The following is a 17502-nucleotide window of genomic DNA, read 5'->3' as shown; positions in this document are numbered from 1 at the left end:
AGTCCAGGCCGCCTATCTGGTGGCGAGACAGTCGAGCGAGGTGATCATGGCCGAGGAACGGGCGACATTGGCGGGCGGGTGCTTCTGGTGCACCGAGGCGATCTACGACGACGTGATCGGCATCTCCGGTGTCGAGAGCGGCTATACGGGCGGCACTGTCGCCAATCCCAGCTACAAGCAGGTCTGCGGCGGCGACACCGGCCACGCCGAAGCCGTGCGGCTGACCTTCGATCCCGATGTCATCTCCTATGACGACATCCTCGCCATCTTCTTCGCCACTCACGACCCCACCCAGCTCAATCGCCAAGGGAACGACATCGGCACCCAGTATCGCTCCGCCATCTTCCCGCATTCGCCGGAGCAGGAAGCCTCCGCGCGGGCGGCGATCGAGCGTGCGCAGGGCGACTGGGAGAACCCGATCGTTACAGCCATCGAGCCGCTTTCCGACTGGTATCCAGCCGAGGATTATCACCAGGAATATTTCGAGCGCGAGGGCGACACCAACCCCTATTGCATGGCCGTGGTGGCGCCCAAGCTCCAGAAATTCAGGAAGAGCTTCGCCGAGCGGTTGAAGAGATCACCGGCGGCGCTCTAAACAGTCGCGACGGCGCCGAGGTAGTGATGCCCAGGGAGCGCATGCGGCCCCTTCCTTGCTGTCGACGCCGTTGAGGAGCTTGCGGGCAAGCCTCAGGGGGTGAAGGCTCTACAAGGCCGAATGATCAACGGGCGCCTGTCGGTCGAGCCTGAGGGAGCGATCGCGCATCGGGTATTTGAGCCCTGTCGCGCAGTTGAATAGCACGACCCTGTCCGATGCGCCGACCAATCCCTGCTTCAGAGCCTTGTGACACGCCGCCAGCGTCGCGCCGCCCTCCGGGCAAAGCAGCAATCCGTCGTCACGCACGGTCTCGTCGACCGCGATTGTCAGTTCGGCGTCGGACACGGCCATGGCGAAGCCGCCACTCTCCCGCACGGCGCGGAGGATCAGAAAATCCCCGATCGCCTTCGGTACCCGGATGCCGGCGGCGACGGTATGCGCGTCTTCCCATCGGGGGGCATGCTCCTCGCCGTTGTCGAAAGCCCTGACGATCGGCGCGCAACCTTCGGCCTGGACGGCAACCATGCGCGGCCGTTCGGGCCCGATGAAGCCGAGCGCCTCCAGCTCTTCAAAGGCTTTCCACATGCCGATAAGGCCGGTGCCGCCGCCGGTGGGATAGAAGATGACGTCGGGCATCTCCCAGCCAAGCTGCTCGGCCAGCTCCAGGCCCATCGTCTTCTTGCCCTCGATCCGATAGGGCTCTTTCAACGTCGAGAGGTCGAACCATTCCCCCTTCTTCGCGCCCTCGGCGACGATCTTGCCGCAATCGTCGATGAGGCCGTTGACGCGGTAGACCCGTGCCCCTTGAGCGGCGATCTCCCGGACATTGATCTCTGGCGTGTCCTCGGGACACAGCACGATCGTCTCGATCCCGGCGCGGCTGCCGTAGGCGGCAAGGGCGGCGCCGGCGTTGCCGTTGGTCGGCATGGCGATCTTCGTGACGCCCAGTTCCTTGGCCATGGAGACGGCCATGACCAGGCCGCGCGCCTTGAAAGAGCCGGTAGGAAGACGTCCTTCGTCCTTCACCAGCAGGGTGTTCAGCCCGAGGCGCTTTCCAGTAGCGGCGAGCGCCACGATCGGCGTCGCCGTCTCGCCGAGGCTGGCAATGTTCCCGGCGCGGCGCACCGGAAGCAGCTCGCGATAGCGCCATAGATCCATGGGCCGCTCGGCAATCGTTTCCCGGGTCAGAGACCGGCGAACCCCCTCCAGGTCGTATCGGACGAGCAGTGGCCAACCGGCGTCGGACAGGCCGTGGAGCCGGTCCGCCTCGTGGCGCTCGCCCGACATCGAACATTCGAGGTGAGTGACGAAAGTTTCCCTGGGAGGGGACAGGTTGTCGTCCCACATGAGCGTCATCGGGCTGCTCCTAAAAATTCTATCGTGGCGCCGCGGCGCGGCGGAGGCGGTCGTTGATGGCGATTCCGAGCCCTTCGTCCGGGACGGGCGCGACTGCGATGGCCGCACGAGCGGATGCTTCGGCCTCATGCAGCCGGTCGAACAGGGCGGCGGCGGCTTCAACGAGGTCGCCGGAGCGGCTGAGGCTGCTGTCGCCTGCTATGTCGCCGAAGCCGATCAGCCATTCGCCATCGCGCTCGTCGACTGCATCGAGGCGCAGCGGCTTCAGCGGAGCATAATGACTGGCGAGCTGGCCCGGCGCCTCGATCGCCTCCGAGCGGTTTGAGGAAACCGGAACTCCGAAATTCGAGATAGGTCCCGGACGCAGCAGCCGAATCTCGCCCCCGGTGACGGCGACGATAGTGGATTCAAGGCCGTGGCCTGTCGCGCCCCCGTCGACGATCAGTGGAATCCGCCCGCCGAGGCTTGCGGCGACATGGCTTGCGCGTGTGGGGCTGATCCGGCCGCTGGCGTTGGCGGAAGGGGCGGCGAGGGGCTTTCCCACCGCCGCCAGGAGGTCGCGCATCGCCGGATGGGCGGGCGAACGAATCGCTATGGTGGGCAGGCCGGCCGTGACTATCGCGGCGATGCCGCCCTCCGGCCTCAACGGGAGGACGAGCGTGAGCGGCCCGGGCCAGAAACGATCGGCGAGCGATCGGGCCGCGTCGTCGAATTGCGCGATACGTTCAGCCTCTTCCAGCGACAGGACATGGACGATGAGCGGGTTGAAGGTCGGTCGCCCCTTCGCTTCGTAGATTCGCGCGACCGCCTCGCCGTTGGTCGCGTCGGCGGCGAGTCCGTAGACGGTTTCGGTCGGCACCGCGACCGGAAGGCCCGTCTCGATCAGCCGCGCGGCATCGGCGATCGCGGCCTTGCCGTAGGGGCGGATTTCCGTTGCAAAAGGCGGGTTTGGCGGGCTCACCACCTAGCGCTATAGCCGGGGTTCAACCGACGCAATACCGGGACCATCGCATCTTGACCTACACGCCGCCCGTCGCCGAACAGCGCTTCCTCCTTCGCCACATCGTCAAGCTTGACGAGCTGGCGGGTCACAACGCCTATGCCGAGGCGACGCCGGATGTGGTCGACGCGATCCTGGAGGGTGCGGGGCAATTCGCCGCCGGCGAGTTCGCGCCGCTGAACCGGATCGGCGACCAGGTAGGCTCGAAATGGTCGGACGGGCGTGTCATCACGCCGCCGGGCTTCAAGGAGGCCTATCGGGCCTATGTCGAAGGCGGCTGGGGAACGCTGACCGGTCCCGCCGAATATGGCGGGCAGGAGCTTCCGCTCAGTCTCGCCAGCGTGGTGATGGAAGACCTTGGCAGCGCCAATATGGGCTTCTCCCTCATCATGATGCTGAGTCCGGCCGCGGTCGAGGCGCTAAAGTGGCACGGCACCGAGGAGCAAAGGCAGACCTGGATGCCGAAGCTAGTGACGGGCGAATGGAACGGCACGATGAACCTCACGGAGCCCCAGGCCGGCTCGGACGTGGGGGCGCTCAAGACCCGCGCGGTGCCACAGGGCGATGGCAGCTATCGCATCAAGGGACAGAAGATATTCATCACTTTTGGTGAGCACGACCTCACCGACAATATCGTCCACCTCGTGCTGGCCCGCACCCCGGACGCGCCGGCGGGGAGCCGGGGCATTTCGCTCTTCCTGGTGCCCAAGTTCCGGCTCAAGACCGACGGGTCGCCGGGCGAGTTCAACGACGTCCGCTGCGTCTCGATCGAGCACAAGATGGGCATCCACGCCTCGCCGACCTGCGTCATGTCCTATGGCGATCATGACGATTGCGTCGGCTGGCTGGTCGGCGAGGAACAGGGCGGCATGCGGGCCATGTTCACGATGATGAACAATGCCCGCCTCAATGTCGGCTTGCAGGGCGTCTCGGTAGCGGAAGCCGCCACGCAGAGGGCGGTCGCTTATGCGCGGGATCGCGTCCAGTCGGCCAAGGCGGGCAGCGCCACCCGGGAGCCGGTGGCGATCATCGAGCATGCCGACGTGCGCCGCATGCTGATGAGGATGAAGGCGCTGACCCAGGCGGCGCGAGCGCTAGCCTATTATGCCGCAGGCCTCACCGACCGCGCCCATTTGGGGGACGAGGCTGCCCAGGCGCGCGTCGATCTGCTGACGCCGCTGGTGAAGGCCTACGGCACCGATGTCGGCGTCGAGGTCACCAGCCTCGGCGTCCAGGTCCATGGCGGCATGGGCTATATCGAGGAAACGGGCGCCGCCCAGCATTATCGCGACGCCCGCATCTCACCCATCTACGAGGGCACCAACGGCATCCAAGCCGCCGACCTGGTCGGACGCAAGCTCGGCCTGGAGGGCGGTGCCGTCTTCGCCTCGCTCCTCGCCGACATCCGCGCGGACGCCGCAAGCGAGGCGGCGCTGATGGCGCTCGTCGATGCCTGCGAAGACATTGCAGCCCATCTCGCTTCGGTCGACGCCGACGACCGCATGGCCGGCGCCTATCCCTTCCTCACCATACTGTCGGTCGCCGTGTGCGGCTGGCTGATGGCGATACAATTTCGAGCGGCGGCGGCCAGCAACGGCGATCCGGCCTTCCTCGCCATGAAGAAGGCCTCGGCGCGCTTCTATCTCGACCAGATCGTGCCGGAAGCGGGTGGACTCAAGGCCGCGGCGATGGCCCCGGCCGATATTCTCTATGCGGTTAAAAAAGAGGCGTTCGCCGCCTGAGCGTCAGGCGAGGGCGCGTTCGATCAGGTCTTCGGCGTCGAGATTGAGACGCCGAATCTGGGCGGCGATGGCGGGCCAGCGGTTGTCGAGAAAGTCCTTGCGTTCGCTGGCGCGGAGCCTGGCGGTGGCGCCCTCGGCGACGAACATGCCGACACCCCGCTTCACCAAGATCAGTCCTTCGTCCTGGAAGGTCTGGTAGGCTTTGGCGACGGTCAGCGGATTGGCGCCATATTCTGCCGCGAGGCTTCGGACCGAGGGAAGGGGATCCCCGTCGCGCGCCTCGCCGTCAAGAATGGTTGCGGCGATGATGTCGCGGAGCTTGAGGTAAACGGGACGGTCGTCGCTGTGCATAGCCGACATAGTGCACTAATACAGCTATACGGGTCAAGCGAATTAGTCCCGGTCGGCTACCGGTCCGGCGTCCATTCCGAAGAAACCTCCGAAAGTTCGGGCCGCGGCCGCTCCTCGAGCGGGACATCGGGCGTACCCAGGAAGATGAAGGCCGCGATCCGTTCGTCGGTCGATCCAAAGGCGTCGCGGACCGCTTCGGAATAGGCGGCCCAGCCCGTCACCCAGCCGCCCGCGAAGCCGAGGGCATGCGCGCCGGCCAGCAGCGCAAGGCAGGCCGCGCCGCAGGAAAGCTGCTGTTCCCATACCGGTATCTTGTGCGGGACCACGGGGCAGGAGAGCGCGACGATCAGCGTGGGCGCCTGGTGCGCGAATTTTTCCGTCGCCTCGATCTCCAGCCGGCCCGGATCGGGACGTTCTTCGCGATAGGCGCGATGCAACAGCTCCGCGAACGCTGCTCGCGTCTCTCGCGGCACGTGCACGAAGCGCCAGGGATGCAGCTTGCCATGGTCGGGAATCCGGCTCGCAATGCGAAGGATCGTCTCCAGCTGGTCCGCGTCGGGGCCCGGCGCGACGAGGTCGCGGGGTCGCGCCGATCGTCGGGTCTGGAGGAAGGAGAGGGGCGTCGAAAGGTCGTTGAGCATGGTGGGACCGGTAGCAGCGTCGCGGTTCGGCAACAATTGGCTTCACAAGAGCGTTTATCGCGCTAGTCTGCCGCTCCAACGAGGCTGCCCCTTACTGAGAGCGGCCGTTCATCTGTTGGAGTTGTAATCCTGTGGCCACCGATGCAATCAACGCCGGGGTGGGCGGAAAGACCTTTCTTGGTCATCCCCGCGGCCTCTTCGTCCTGTTTTTCGCCGAGATGTGGGAACGCTTCTCCTATTACGGGATGCGCGCCCTCCTGATCTTCTATCTGATGCAGCACTGGCTCTTCGCGGAAGACAAGGCCTACGTGATCTACGGCGCCTATACGGCGCTCGTCTATATCACGCCGGTGATCGGCGGTTATCTCGCCGATCGCTATATCGGGCAGCGAAAGGCGGTCCAGTTCGGCGCCGTCCTCCTCACCATCGGCCACGGCCTGATGGCGTTCGAGGGGGTGGGCGGCCAGGATTCGCCGATGATCAATGTCTTCTGGCTGGCGCTCGCCTTCATCATCATGGGCGTCGGGTTCCTCAAGGCCAACATCTCCGCCATCGTCGGCCAGCTCTACGGCCAGGGCGACCCCCGCCGCGATCCGGCCTTCACGATCTTCTACATGGGCATCAATGTCGGCGCGGCGACGGGCGCCATCATCGCCGGCTATCTCGGCCAGACCTATGGCTGGTCGTATGGCTTCGGCGCCGCGGGCGTCGGCATGTTCCTGGGCCTCGTCGTCTTCGTCTGGGGACGGCCGGCCTTGCTGGGGCGCGGCGAAGCGAGTGACCCGGCGATCCTCAAAAAGCCGGTAATGGGTATTCCGCTTGAATATACGATCTACCTGTGGGGCCTCGTCGGCGTTCTCCTATGCTGGGCGCTCGTCCAGTATCAGGCGGTGGTCGGATATCTACTGGGCGCGTGCGGCCTTATCGTCGTGCTCTATCTGCTCGGAAGCGCCGTCTTCAAGCTCGACCGGGTCGACCGCGACCGCATCCTGGCGGCGCTGTTCCTGATCGCGCTGCAGCCGCTCTTCTGGGCCTTGTTCGAGCAGGCGGGTTCGTCTCTCAACGTCTATACGGACGAACAGGTCGACCGGACCTTCCTCGGCATGGACGTGCCCGCATCGGTGTTCCAGTCGATCAATCCTATCTACATCGTGCTCCTGGGGCCGATCTTCGCGGGCCTGTGGCTATGGCTCAATCGCAAGGGCTGGGAACCCTCGACGCCGGCGAAATTCGGCATCGGCATCATCCTGCTCGGCTCGGGCTTTCTCGTGCTGGTCGCTGGCGCGGCCGCCAGCGGGCCGGCGCTGACGCCCGTCCTCTTCATCTTTCTTATCTATCTGCTCCACACGATGGGCGAGCTCTGCCTTTCCCCCGTGGGCCTGTCGGCGATGACCAAGCTCGCGCCGGCCCGGATGGTGGGTCTGATGATGGGCACCTGGTTCCTCTCCACCGCAGGCGGCAATTTTATCGGCGGCCTGATCGCCCAGGCGACCGGCGGACATGGCGCCGAAGCGCCCGTGGGGGCCGGCGCGACGCCAGTGATGGATGTCTACTCGACGATCGGCTGGGTCGCGGTCGGCGTCGGCGTTGCGGTTATCGCGGTATCGCCTTTCATCAAGCGTCTGATGCATGAAGATGTCGACAACGCGCATCACGATCGCGTGCTGGCGGGACAGCGTGAAGTCGGAGAACCCGCCGCGGCCGGGGTGCACACGGAGCAGGAACTGAAGCCGGGAGAGGCGCGCTAATAATGAAAATAAGACTGGTCGCGGGGCTGCTCGCCGCAGCCTCGCTCGCCGGCGCCTGTGCCGGGGGGAATGCCGAGCCGGAAAGCGCGAGCGCATCCATCGAACGCTATTCGCGCAATCCTTACCCTTCGACCTACCAGCCCTATCCGGGCGTCCCCACGCTCGTGACCAATGTCACCATCTATGATGGAGAGGGCGGCCGGATCGACAACGGTTCGGTTCTCTTCGCGGACGGCAAAATCGTCGAACTCGGCCAGACGGTCGCCGCGCCCGAGGGGGCGACGGTGATAGACGGCACCGGCAAATGGGTGACCCCCGGCATCATCGATGTCCACAGCCATCTCGGCAACTATCCCTCACCGTCGGTCGAGGCGCATTCGGACGGCAACGAGGCGACCAATCCGGTTCATCCCGACGTCTGGGCCGAACATGGCGTCTGGCCGCAGGACCCGGGCTTTTCGCGCGCGCTCGCCAATGGCGGGGTGACGTCGCTCCAGATCCTGCCCGGCTCCGCCGACCTGTTCGGTGGCCGCTCCGTAACGCTGAAGAACGTCCCGGCGCGCACCATGCAGGGGATGAAATTCCCCGGCGCGCCCTATGGACTCAAAATGGCCTGCGGCGAGAATCCCAAGCGGGTCTACGGCAATCGCAACCAGATGCCGGCGAGCCGCATGGGCAATGTCGCGCTCAACCGCGCGACCTGGGCCAAGGCGGTCGAATATGACCGCAAGTGGGACAAATACGAAGAAGACGGCGGCGATCCGCCCGAGCGCAATATCGGCATGGATACGCTGCGCGGCGTGCTCGATGGCGACATCGCGGTCCACAACCACTGCTACCGCGCCGACGAGATGGCCGTCGTCATGGATATGGCCAAGGAGTTCGGTTACGAGGTCTCCACCTTCCACCACGCCGTCGAAAGCTACAAGATCGCGGACATCCTGCGCGAGAACGGCGTCTGCTCGGCGATGTGGGCCGATTGGTGGGGCTTCAAGATGGAAGCCTATGACGCGATCGAGGCCAATATCCCGCTGGTCCACAATGCCGGCGCTTGCGCCATCGTCCATTCCGACGACGCCAACGGCATCCAGCGCCTCAACCAGGAGGCGGCCAAGGCGCTCGCCGTTGGTCGCGCTGCCGGAATCCAGATCCCGGACGAGGTCGCCTGGACCTGGCTCAGCTACAATCCCGCCAAGGCGATCGGCGTCGACGAGATGACCGGCAGCCTGAAGCCCGGCAAGATGGCTGACGTGGTTCTGTGGAATGGCGACCCGTTCAGCGTCTACACGCGGCCCGAAAAGGTCTGGATAGACGGCGCGCTGCTCTACGACGCGCTCGATCCCGACCGCCGCCCGGTCAGCGACTTTGAGCTCGGCCAGCCGGGCCAGGGGGACACGAAATGAGGAAGTCCGTCTCGACCCGCCTGGGCATCGTCCTTTTCGGCCTCCTCGCCAGTACCGCCGCCGCTCAGACGGTGGCCATCACCGGCGGTACCGTGGCCTTGGGCGACGGCTCCGCGCCGATCGAAGGCGGCACCGTCGTCATCCGCGACGGCCGCATCGCGGCCGCCGGGGCAGGGGTGGCGGTGCCCGCCGACGCCACGATTGTCGATGCCACCGGCAAGTGGGTGGCACCGGGCCTCGTTGCCGGCTTCTCGCGCGTCGGTCTGGTCGAGGTCGATGCGGTCGATCCCACCAATGACACGCAAGCCAACGGCTCGCCGTTCAGTGCCGCCATCGATATCGAACCGGCGATCAACCCGAAGGCCTCCGCCATCGCGGTCAGCCGCGCTGCCGGTGTCACCCGGGCGGTCGTCGCACCGGTCAGTGCGAAGAACATCTTCGCCGGTCAGGGCGCCGTCATCGACCTCGGGGCCGACATGCAGTCGATCACCCGCGCCCGCGCCTTCCAGTTCGTCGAGCTCGGCGAGGAGGGCGCCGAGGAAGCCGGCGGAAGCCGAGCGTCCGCGCATACTTTGTTCCGCAACGCGCTCCGGGAGGCGCGCGACCTAGGCCGCGACATTCGCGGCACGAGTAGCCGCGAAAGCGGGCTCGCCGCCGACGAACCGGTGCAGCAGCAGGATCTGCCGCTGGAGGAGATTCCGGAAAATCCGCTGCTTTCCTCGGCGCTCGATCGTCCGCAGGACGTTCTGCTCACCCGCTTCGATGCCGCGGCGCTGGTGCCGGTGCTTCGCGGCCGGCAGCTCCTGCTCGTCCATGTCGAGCGGGCCAGCGACATCCTCGAGACGTTGGAGCTGAAGCGGGAATTCCCCAATCTGCGCCTCGTGCTGGTCGGCGCCGCGGAAGGCTGGACCGTCGCGGACAGGATCGCCGCGGCTGGCGTTCCCGTGATCGCCAATGCGCTCACTGACCTGCCCTCCAGCTTCGAGCAGCTTGCCGCCACCCAGTCCAATATCGGCCGCATGGTGGAAGCGGGCGTCGAGGTCGGCATCGGCATGCTGGGCGAGGACGAGGCGCGCCAGGTGCGGCTCTCCACGCAGAATGCAGGCAATCTCGTCGCGCTGAACGATATTCCGGGAGCGAACGGGTTAACCTGGGGCGAGGCTTTCGCCGCGATCAGCTCCGCCCCGGCCAAAGCCGTCGGCCTTGGGGGCGAAATCGGATCGCTCCAGCCCGGCCGACGCGCCGACGTGGTGATCTGGAACGATGACCCGCTCGAGTTGTCGAGCCAGGTCGAATCGGTGTGGATCGATGGCGTGCCGCAGCCTTTGGAGACGCGCCAGACGCTGCTGCGCGATCGCTATCTGGAGATCGATCGCGGGGCTCTGCCGGAGGCCTACGACCATTGAGGCCAATGGCCGCGCGCCGGTAGCCCCGCTTCTAAAGTTCGCGCTCGCCTCGCGCCCGCGCCGGGCTCAGTCAGGCCGAGCTGGCCGAGCGCATGAACACCAGCCAGAGCGTCGTCGCCGCCTCGAAAGCGGCCGCTTCCGCCCCTCGACCCGGACGCTGGAGAAGCTCGCGGGCGGCGACCGGCTCGAAGCTGCGGATCGTGCTTGAGCCGGGAGATGGCAAGCGAGCGGCTTGATGCAACCTGCTAAAGAAGGCGAAGGTTAGGGCTGCAGACAACCGAGGCGGTCCAACTCGATAGCTTACGATCCTTGAAATTCCCGGGACACAAACTCAATTGCCGTCTAGATCGGCCGCCGCTCCGGGTCCGAGAACAAGTGGATATACGGCGTATACTGATAAATCCGATACCGCTCCCGCCCCGTCACCTCTACTAGAATGTCGGCCTCCACGAACCTCCGGACCAGCTCGCTTGCCGGCGGAAAGCTGATCTCCAATCGATCCCTGATTTGGCTAACCGTGACATAGGGCCTCTTATATAGACCTTCCAATATCCTCAGCCCGTTGCCGGCCGCGCGCCCGAACGTGTCGGTGATGATCGAACGGTGCGCTTCTCGAAGCCCCACGATCGCCCGCGCCGTCTCAGTCGCCTCTAGGCTGACCGTCGCCACCCCTTGCAGGAAGAACTTGATCCATTCCTCCCAGGCGCCCTCGTCCCTGACCTTCTGCAGAAGCTCGTAATAGAGTTGCCTGTGTTCTTTGAAATAGTGCGAGAGATAGAGAACGGGCTTCTGCAGGATCTCATTCTGGCAGAGAAAGAAGGTTATCAGCAGGCGCCCGATCCTGCCGTTGCCGTCCAGGAAGGGATGGATCGTCTCGAACTGCGCGTGAACCAACCCGATCTTCACGAGCGGAGGGATGAATTCTTCGCTGTGGATGAATTTCTCTAGGTCGGAGAGCAGGCGCTCGACCTCGTGGGGCGGCGGTGGCACGAAGACGGCATTGTTCAGTGAGGAACCGCCGGGCCCGATCCAGTTCTGGCTCCGCCGAATCTCGCCGGGGCTCATGCGCTTGCCGCGCACGCCTGCCAGAAGCTTCTCATGAATCTCTCTAATCAGCCGGGTGGAGATCGGGAGTTCAGGCAGGCGCGCCAGCCCATGGTTCATCGCGTTTACATAATTCAGAACCTCGCCCACGTCGCTAGGCCGGTGGCTGTCCGAGATGGCTGCCTCCGCTTCCAGCAGATCGTTCAATGAGGATTGTGTGCCCTCGATCTGACTCGAAAGAACAGCCTCCTTCCTGACGTACATGAAGACGAACAGGTCCGGGTCGGGGAGCGTCTGGATCGATCCGTCTAGTCGGCCCAACGCCCTGTCGGCTTTTGAGAGCAAAGTTTGAAGCTCGCTGTCCCATTTCAGGGGTGGAGTTGGAGGCAGGGGCTCCGGGACGAATGCCGAGTAATGGCTGGCTTGCCTCACATACCGTCCGGCACGGTACTGCGTGTCTGCTTCGGCCATTCTGGCTCCTTGATTTAGGGCTAGCCTGAATTAAAGCTAAATTTATGTGCTAGTCAATGCCTACCTAAATTTAGAGACGGCTTTCTGGCCTCGCTAAGGCCTACCTATATCCACTTGAATGACGGCAGCTCCATGTAGGCTAGCCCTAACCTAACGATCAAAGCGGGCGTGCCCTAGGCGCCGCGCGCCAGATTCTCCGCCACGGCCTCGCGGATAAGCGCCTTCAGCGCCTCTCCGTCGATTGCCTCGCCTTCACGCATATCGATGGCGCGCCGCGTGTTGCCTTCCAGGCTGGAGTTGAACAGGCCCGAGGGGTCCTCCAGCGCGGCGCCCCTCGCGAAGGTCAGCTTCACTTTGTCCCGGTACGTCTCGCCGGTGCACAGGATCCCGGCATGCTCCCATGTCGGCACCCCCATCGGGTTCGACGGCTTGCGCCATTTGACCGCCTCGATCACTTGCCCGTCGGCCGCCTGGATCAGCGCCCGCACCCGCGCCAGCGTCTCGCCTCGCCAGTCGCCCAGCGCCTCGATCTTTGCGTCGATCAATCGGGAGGGAGAGTCCGCGTCCGCGAGTCGATCAGCCATTCCTGAAGGCCCTCCATTCCGTCATCCGCTCTTCAATGAGCGTCGCCCGCTTCCGATCGTCGCGGCCGTCCATCACGCCTATGTCGTCCGGGTCGGCGCGCCAATAGACGCCCACCGTCCGCGCCTTCAAATTCGGATCGGAATCAGATCGGGTGGTGAAGTAGCCGGAGGCGCGGTCATCGAATTCCAGCTTGATCTCGCCGGTTCCGTGCAGCTGTGGCGCATCCGGGTCCAGCGGCCGCTCGCCCTTCCAGTAATAGAAGAGGCCCGAGGACCCTTCCTTCTCCTTCGCCGCCTCGCTCCAATATCGTGCCGACAGGCGTCCATCCTCCCGCCACGCGCGGCCCGTCATTTCGAGCACGCCGCCGCGATCTCGCGAAATCTTGAGGAGGCCCAGGGTGGAAGGCTCCTTCGCGGTGCGCTCCGTCAGCGAGAATTGCCACCAGCAACCCTCGATGCGGGTAAGGCGGTCCTCGGTCTCGATGGCCTTGCGGATTTTCTGGTTGACGGCCCTCATCTCCGCCGGCGTCATCTCGCCGGGATAGCGCACGCAGGTGAGGCCGAGCAGGTCGGTCGGAAGCTTCGCCCCACTGGCATGGAGGATGAAGGTCCGGCGCATGCCCAGGACGCCGCCGAAAAGGCCGGCTTCGAACACGACATTGTCCCGCGGCGACGCCTGACCGGGCTGAGGCTCGGACGAAGCCGGCGGACTGCCCGTCGTCCAGTCGTCCTGCGCGAAGACGAACGCCGCGAAATCGACCTCCCGGGTAAGCTCGAGCAGGCGCTCCAGCGTCGACGTCCCCGGATTGAAGACCGCCGTCCAGGGCTCCACCCGCGCGATGTCGCTGAGCCCGCGCGTCAGCGCCTGAAGCAGCTTCTCCTGTTTCCCCGACGATCCCAAAAAGAGTCGAGGCTTGTCCATCGCTGCCTCCGAGTCCGCCGCTGCTGCCTTGGTCGATACACATGCAGGAACCACGATGCGCTGTCACGGCACTTCATGTATTTCCGGCCTCGCGATTTCGCCGGCTGCGGAGAAGGATTGCCATGACCGTGAAGGAGGTCCTCGCCAGGCTCGAGGCGCTCGGCACCGACAAGATGCGTGCCCAGAACGCGAGGCGCGGCGTCACGGGCGAGCAATACGGCGTGAAGATGGGCGACATCCGCAAGGTCGCCAAGGAGATCGAGGCGAACCACCCGCTGGCGCTGGAGCTTTGGGACACGGGCAATCTCGACGCGCGGCTGCTGGCGATCCTGCTGATGAAGCCGAAGGAGCTTTCCACCGAGGACCTGGACAGGAAGGTCCGCTCCAACGATCTCGCTCAGGTGGCGGACTGGCTCATGTCCTATGTCGTGAAGCAGCATCCCGAAAAGGAGAAGCTCAGGCAGCAATGGATGGTGACCGACCACAAGTCACCTGCCGATCGGATGGCCGCCCGCGCCGGCTGGAGCCTCACCGCCGACGGGATAGAGAAGAGGCCCGACGGTCTCGACCTGGCGGCCCTGCTCGACCGCATCGAACGGGAAATGCCGGATGGCGCGCCGGAAACGCAATGGACGATGAATTTCGCGCTCGCCTTCATCGGTATCCACCATCCCGAGCACCGGGCGCGGGCGCGGGCGCTGGCGATCGGCGAGGCGCTCGGCGTCTACCGCGACTATCCGACCACGCCCGGCTGCACCTCGCCCTTCGCCCCGACCTGGATCAACGAGATGGTCCGCCGGCGATCGGCCGCCGGATAGGTTCGTGCCGGCCTACATCTTCTCATTGGGCAGCTGGCTGGCCTGGCGAACCCAGTCGGCGAACCGGGCCTCGTCGAGCTCGTCGTCCTCGTGGATGTGGAAATAGCGCACGTCCGGATATTTGGATGTCTCGGGCGGGGTCGGGTGCAGCGAGGAGCCTTGGAAGAAGGTCACCTTCACATAGCGGTCGAAGCAATGGAAGCTGAGGAACCAATGGTCCGGCGGGGCATCCGGGGCGCCGTAGAGCGGCGAATTCCACTTCACCGCCTTGCGGACGTCGGGGACGGTACGCTCGACCAGCGCGTCCAGCCGCCGCCCGACACCCTGCTTCCACCCCGGCATCGCATCGAGATACGCCCGCACCGGCGCCTCGCCATGGCCTTTCGGAATCTGCGGGTTGCCGCCCGAGAGGAGGACAGGCTTGGAGCCGTCGCCCTTCTTCGCGGCCTTCTTCGGCTTGTTGGATGCCTTGCCGACCATCGCTCTCACTCCTGCGCGCTGGTGCGCCGCCCGCCGCGCCACCTGGAGGCATAGGGCAGCATGAACATGTACAGGCCGGTGAGCATGAGCAAGGCGAGCGGAAACAGCGGCACGAAATATACCCATTCGGCAGGTTCCTTCCCCGCGCCCAACATGACGAAGATGCCGACGACGACCGCCGTGAAGATGATAGACAGCCAGCGGTGGACCTGCCGAATCCATAGGCTCCAGTTCAATGGGACCTCCATTGAAGACGAGTGCGGGCGGGCTTCAGTCAACCCGCGCCAAAACCTGCTCCAGCTTGGCAACGAATTGCGACCACCCGGCCTTGGCGCCCCCGAATGCCTGCTTCTGATCCGGCCGGAAGCCCGACTGCTCCATGCGCAAATGCGTCCCCGTGCTCGTTGGCGTCAGCGTGAAGGTCACCACGCTCTCCAGATCGTAGGCCGCGTCGTCGTGCGCGAAATTTCAGGTGTAGGACAGTTCTTTGTTCGGCTCGACTTCAAGAACCTCGCAGTCCAGCACGCCGCCCCAGTCTCCGCGAAGATTGAAACGGTGACCCACGACAGGCCTGAAGTCGCTTTTCATCAGCCACTCCTCGATCAGGTGCGGCTCGGTCAGCGCGCGCCAGAGCTTTTCCGGCGGATGCGGGATCTCACGTTCGACAATGACGGAGCGCGTTTCGGTCGATGTTACGTTCATTGATCCATCCTTTTCAGCAGGTCTTCGAGGTCGTCGAACCGGCTCTGCCAGAACCCGGTCATCTGGCTTGTCCAGTCGATCAGCGGGGCCAGGGCGCCGAGCTGCGCGCCATAGTGCGTCTGGCGCCCTTCGTGGCGGCCCTGCACCAGCCCGGCCCGCTTCAGAACGCCGAGATGCTTCGACACGGCCGGTTGCGAGACCCCGGCCCGGGCCGTCAGAGCCGCGACCGTCTGCTCTCCTTCACGACACAGTTGCTCGAAGATGGCCCGCCGAGTCGGATCGGCGAGCGTCTTGAAGAGCCTATCGTGAGCATTCGGCATCGGGATATATAACTCGTTGGCTATCGATTTGACTCATAACCAACGGGATATGCATTAGTCAAGAACGCGTGGGGAGGTGGCTGTTGCCGTTATCCGGACTCCAGATCGACCTTTGCGGGCACGGATAGATATCATCCGCCTAGCAATGGGTTCGGATGTTCCGCGCTCAACCCGCCGCTGCCGTACGGGAGCGTGATGATCTCCAGCAGATGACCATTCGGGTCGTCGAAATACACGCCACGGCCATCATCCCAGCGATTGATCTCGCCAGGTCTCTTGCGGAACGGATCGGCCCAGAAGGGAAGTCCCCGCTTCTGGATGCGGCCGAAAATGTCATCGAACTCGGCTTCGCTTACCAGAAAGGCGAAATGCCGGGACGAGATGGGCTCGTCCGTCTGGATGAGGTCGAGCGACGTTTCGCCCACCTGCACGACCGTGAAGTGGGACAATTCCCTATGGGCGGGGAGCCCGATGATCGACGTCAGGAATTCCGCCGTCGCCTTCTTGTCCCGGGCATGGACGATCGTGTGATTCAGCGTCACTGGCATTGGGCTACTCCCCTCGATATCCGGGGACAATATACGAATGGCGACGTGCCATGGCTCCAACTCTTCGTGTACCTCGGCGATGCGTCCTATCAGTGCGGCCCGGCGCTGATCGCGGGGCCGCCGCTACTCGACAATCCACCCGCCGCGTGAAACAGGGCGTTCATGCCCCATTATCTCCTCAGCTACGATCTCGCCCCCGATTATCTCGACCGCCGCGGCGCCTTCCGAGAGGCGCACCTCGGCCTCGCATGGAAGGCCGCGGATAAAGGCGACCTCCTGCTCGGCGGCGCGGTCGGCGACCCTGTCGAATCCGCGCTGCTGCTCTTCACAGGCGCGGACGCCGCCCGCGCCTTCGCCGAGGCCGATCCTTACGTTCGCGAGGGATTGGTCCGCACCTGGCGCGTCGTCCCCTGGACCACCGTCGTCGGCCCAGAAGCCGCGACGCCTGTCCGACTGTGAGGAATTGCCGCGATATTTGAACCTGATCCTAGGCTCGTGCTAGTCGTCGAGCCTCCCCAGTGCCAGGAAGTCACGATGAGCGAGAGCTTGATCGAGCGTCAGGAGCGGGTGATCGTGGAGCATTGGGCGACCTAGTCGGCGCACGACATGGATCGCATGGTGGCGCTCTTCACGCGAGACCTCCGCTACCGCGACGTGGCGATGGGCGTGACGAACCGCACCGCCGCCGAGCTTTGCGCCTTTGGCGAAAGCCTTTTCGCCTCCTTTCCCGACGCCACGTTCGAGCTGTGCTCGAGCGTTGCCAACGGCTATCGCGACACCGCCGAATGGATCATGCGCGGCACGCACAAGGGCGACGTGCCGGGCGCGCCGGCCACCGGCAAAGCCGTCGAGATCTCGGGTGCCTCCGTCTTCGAATTCGAACGCGACCGGATCCGAGGCTGTTCCGATTACTGGGACATGGCGAGGTTCCTGAAGGATCTCGCCTGCCGCCGCCGCGCCCCGTCGCCGCGCGTTCGCGCGAAGCCGAGCTGGCTGCCCAGGACGTGGACTAGCCGGCCGGCTATCTTTTCTTCACGAACTCCGCGCGCAGCACGAGGCCCTTGATGCCTTCGTAGCGGCAGTCGATCTCCTGCGGGTCGCCGGTGAGGCGAATGCTTTTGATGAGCGTGCCGCGTTTCAAAGTCTGGCCCGCGCCCTTGACTTTCAGGTCCTTGATCAGCGTCACCTGGTCGCCGTCCGCGAGGAGGTTGCCGACCGCATCGCGCACCTCGACCGCGCCAGCGGCGGACGCTGCCTCCGCCTCGCCGGCGCTGACCCATTCGCCGGTAGCCTCGTCGTAGACATATTCGTCATTTCCGCCCATCGAAGTCCCGTCTCCTTGTCGCCGCTACGAGCGGCCGCACCGTGCCG

At 64.9% G+C, this 17502-nt stretch carries 21 protein-coding genes and 1 pseudogene; 8 read left to right on the top strand and 14 right to left on the bottom strand.

Annotated elements, in window-relative coordinates; all coding sequences use genetic code 11:
- The first annotated feature begins 46 nt into the window (after positions 1–46).
- On the top strand, positions 47–595 hold the full coding sequence (gene msrA / locus VIR62_RS14315) for a peptide-methionine (S)-S-oxide reductase MsrA (RefSeq protein ID WP_431872429.1): 549 nt from the start codon (positions 47–49) through the stop codon (positions 593–595).
- A 108-nt stretch (positions 596–703) separates the two neighbouring features.
- Here the strand turns inward: msrA and VIR62_RS14310 are convergent, their stop codons facing one another.
- Both VIR62_RS14310 and VIR62_RS14305 read right to left on the bottom strand, forming a co-directional pair.
- Positions 704–1951 carry a threonine synthase gene (locus VIR62_RS14310; protein WP_431872345.1) on the bottom strand — a complete coding sequence of 416 codons (1248 nt, stop codon included), beginning with the start codon at positions 1949–1951 and terminating at the stop codon, positions 704–706.
- Between the two features lie 19 nt (positions 1952–1970).
- On the bottom strand, positions 1971–2915 hold the full coding sequence (locus VIR62_RS14305) for an L-threonylcarbamoyladenylate synthase (protein ID WP_431872343.1): 945 nt from the start codon (positions 2913–2915) through the stop codon (positions 1971–1973).
- A 50-nt stretch (positions 2916–2965) separates the two neighbouring features.
- On the opposite strand from VIR62_RS14305, the gene VIR62_RS14300 reads away from it, so the two are divergent.
- Complete coding sequence (locus VIR62_RS14300) at positions 2966–4693, top strand: acyl-CoA dehydrogenase (RefSeq protein WP_431872342.1); 1728 nt, start codon at positions 2966–2968, stop codon at positions 4691–4693.
- Between the two features lie 3 nt (positions 4694–4696).
- Here the strand turns inward: VIR62_RS14300 and VIR62_RS14295 are convergent, their stop codons facing one another.
- Both VIR62_RS14295 and VIR62_RS14290 read right to left on the bottom strand, forming a co-directional pair.
- Complete coding sequence (locus tag VIR62_RS14295; RefSeq protein WP_431872427.1) at positions 4697–5044, bottom strand: GntR family transcriptional regulator; 348 nt, start codon at positions 5042–5044, stop codon at positions 4697–4699.
- Between the two features lie 56 nt (positions 5045–5100).
- Positions 5101–5685: a nitroreductase family protein gene (locus VIR62_RS14290; protein WP_431872425.1), complete on the bottom strand. Its 585-nt coding sequence runs from the start codon at positions 5683–5685 to the stop codon at positions 5101–5103.
- Positions 5686–5816: 131 nt separating this feature from the next.
- Here VIR62_RS14290 and VIR62_RS14285 point away from each other — a divergent pair, with 131 nt between their 5' ends.
- Genes VIR62_RS14285 through VIR62_RS14275 form a run of 3 tightly spaced genes read left to right on the top strand, consistent with a single transcriptional unit; the run spans position 5817 to position 10242 of the window.
- Positions 5817–7433, top strand: a complete 1617-nt coding sequence (locus VIR62_RS14285; protein ID WP_431872341.1) for a peptide MFS transporter — start codon at positions 5817–5819, stop codon at positions 7431–7433.
- A 2-nt stretch (positions 7434–7435) separates the two neighbouring features.
- Entirely contained in the window at positions 7436–8836 is a 1401-nt protein-coding gene (locus VIR62_RS14280; RefSeq protein WP_431872339.1) for an amidohydrolase, read from the top strand.
- Positions 8833–10242, top strand: coding sequence for an amidohydrolase family protein (locus VIR62_RS14275; RefSeq protein ID WP_431872337.1), 1410 nt, complete (start codon positions 8833–8835; stop codon positions 10240–10242). Before VIR62_RS14280 ends, VIR62_RS14275 begins: the two co-directional genes overlap by 4 nt.
- 70 nt (positions 10243–10312) lie before the next feature.
- On the opposite strand, the gene VIR62_RS14270 is transcribed toward VIR62_RS14275, so the two are convergent.
- The 4 genes from VIR62_RS14270 to VIR62_RS14255 form a co-directional block, all read right to left on the bottom strand.
- The gene (locus tag VIR62_RS14270) at positions 10313–10465 is read right to left on the bottom strand and encodes a hypothetical protein (protein WP_431872335.1); all 153 of its coding nucleotides are present in this window, start codon (positions 10463–10465) and stop codon (positions 10313–10315) included.
- A gap of 119 nt (positions 10466–10584) precedes the next feature.
- The gene (locus VIR62_RS14265) at positions 10585–11757 is read right to left on the bottom strand and encodes a Fic family protein (protein WP_431872334.1); all 1173 of its coding nucleotides are present in this window, start codon (positions 11755–11757) and stop codon (positions 10585–10587) included.
- A 173-nt stretch (positions 11758–11930) separates the two neighbouring features.
- Positions 11931–12341: a DUF1801 domain-containing protein gene (locus tag VIR62_RS14260; RefSeq protein WP_431872332.1), complete on the bottom strand. Its 411-nt coding sequence runs from the start codon at positions 12339–12341 to the stop codon at positions 11931–11933.
- The gene (locus tag VIR62_RS14255) at positions 12334–13263 is read right to left on the bottom strand and encodes a TIR domain-containing protein (protein WP_431872330.1); all 930 of its coding nucleotides are present in this window, start codon (positions 13261–13263) and stop codon (positions 12334–12336) included. The genes VIR62_RS14260 and VIR62_RS14255 overlap by 8 nt, the downstream gene beginning before the upstream one ends.
- 122 nt (positions 13264–13385) lie before the next feature.
- Here VIR62_RS14255 and VIR62_RS14250 point away from each other — a divergent pair, with 122 nt between their 5' ends.
- A complete protein-coding gene (locus tag VIR62_RS14250) occupies positions 13386–14081 on the top strand; it encodes a DNA alkylation repair protein (protein ID WP_431872328.1) in 696 nt (231 codons plus the stop codon).
- A 12-nt stretch (positions 14082–14093) separates the two neighbouring features.
- Here VIR62_RS14250 and VIR62_RS14245 read toward each other — a convergent pair whose 3' ends face one another.
- The 5 genes and pseudogenes from VIR62_RS14245 to VIR62_RS14225 all read right to left on the bottom strand — a co-directional run bounded on the left by VIR62_RS14245 (position 14094) and on the right by VIR62_RS14225 (position 16131).
- Positions 14094–14561: a DUF1801 domain-containing protein gene (locus VIR62_RS14245; protein ID WP_431872326.1), complete on the bottom strand. Its 468-nt coding sequence runs from the start codon at positions 14559–14561 to the stop codon at positions 14094–14096.
- A gap of 5 nt (positions 14562–14566) precedes the next feature.
- On the bottom strand, positions 14567–14797 hold the full coding sequence (locus tag VIR62_RS14240) for a hypothetical protein (RefSeq protein WP_431872324.1): 231 nt from the start codon (positions 14795–14797) through the stop codon (positions 14567–14569).
- A gap of 34 nt (positions 14798–14831) precedes the next feature.
- Positions 14832–15263, bottom strand: a pseudogene (locus VIR62_RS14235) (SRPBCC family protein).
- Complete coding sequence (locus tag VIR62_RS14230) at positions 15260–15583, bottom strand: ArsR/SmtB family transcription factor (RefSeq protein WP_431872322.1); 324 nt, start codon at positions 15581–15583, stop codon at positions 15260–15262. Before VIR62_RS14230 ends, VIR62_RS14235 begins: the two are co-directional and overlap by 4 nt.
- 131 nt (positions 15584–15714) lie before the next feature.
- Entirely contained in the window at positions 15715–16131 is a 417-nt protein-coding gene (locus VIR62_RS14225) for a VOC family protein (RefSeq protein ID WP_431872320.1), read from the bottom strand.
- 162 nt (positions 16132–16293) lie between these two features.
- Between VIR62_RS14225 and VIR62_RS14220 the strand changes: the two genes are divergently transcribed.
- The gene (locus VIR62_RS14220) at positions 16294–16590 is read left to right on the top strand and encodes a YciI-like protein (RefSeq protein ID WP_431872318.1); all 297 of its coding nucleotides are present in this window, start codon (positions 16294–16296) and stop codon (positions 16588–16590) included.
- 147 nt (positions 16591–16737) lie between these two features.
- Positions 16738–17196 (top strand): ester cyclase, encoded by a 459-nt coding sequence (locus VIR62_RS14215; RefSeq protein WP_431872316.1) that lies wholly within the window; start codon positions 16738–16740, stop codon positions 17194–17196.
- Here VIR62_RS14215 and VIR62_RS14210 read toward each other — a convergent pair.
- Positions 17153–17455: an alkylphosphonate utilization protein gene (locus tag VIR62_RS14210; protein WP_431872315.1), complete on the bottom strand. Its 303-nt coding sequence runs from the start codon at positions 17453–17455 to the stop codon at positions 17153–17155. The genes VIR62_RS14215 and VIR62_RS14210 overlap by 44 nt on opposite strands.
- Positions 17456–17502: the final 47 nt, after the last annotated feature.

Origin of the sequence: Allosphingosinicella sp. (genome assembly GCF_036570505.1) — a bacterium.
Classification (GTDB): Bacteria; Pseudomonadota; Alphaproteobacteria; order Sphingomonadales; family Sphingomonadaceae; genus Allosphingosinicella.
Note: the sequence above shows the minus strand (reverse complement) of the source record. Positions and strands in the feature narration are given on the sequence as shown.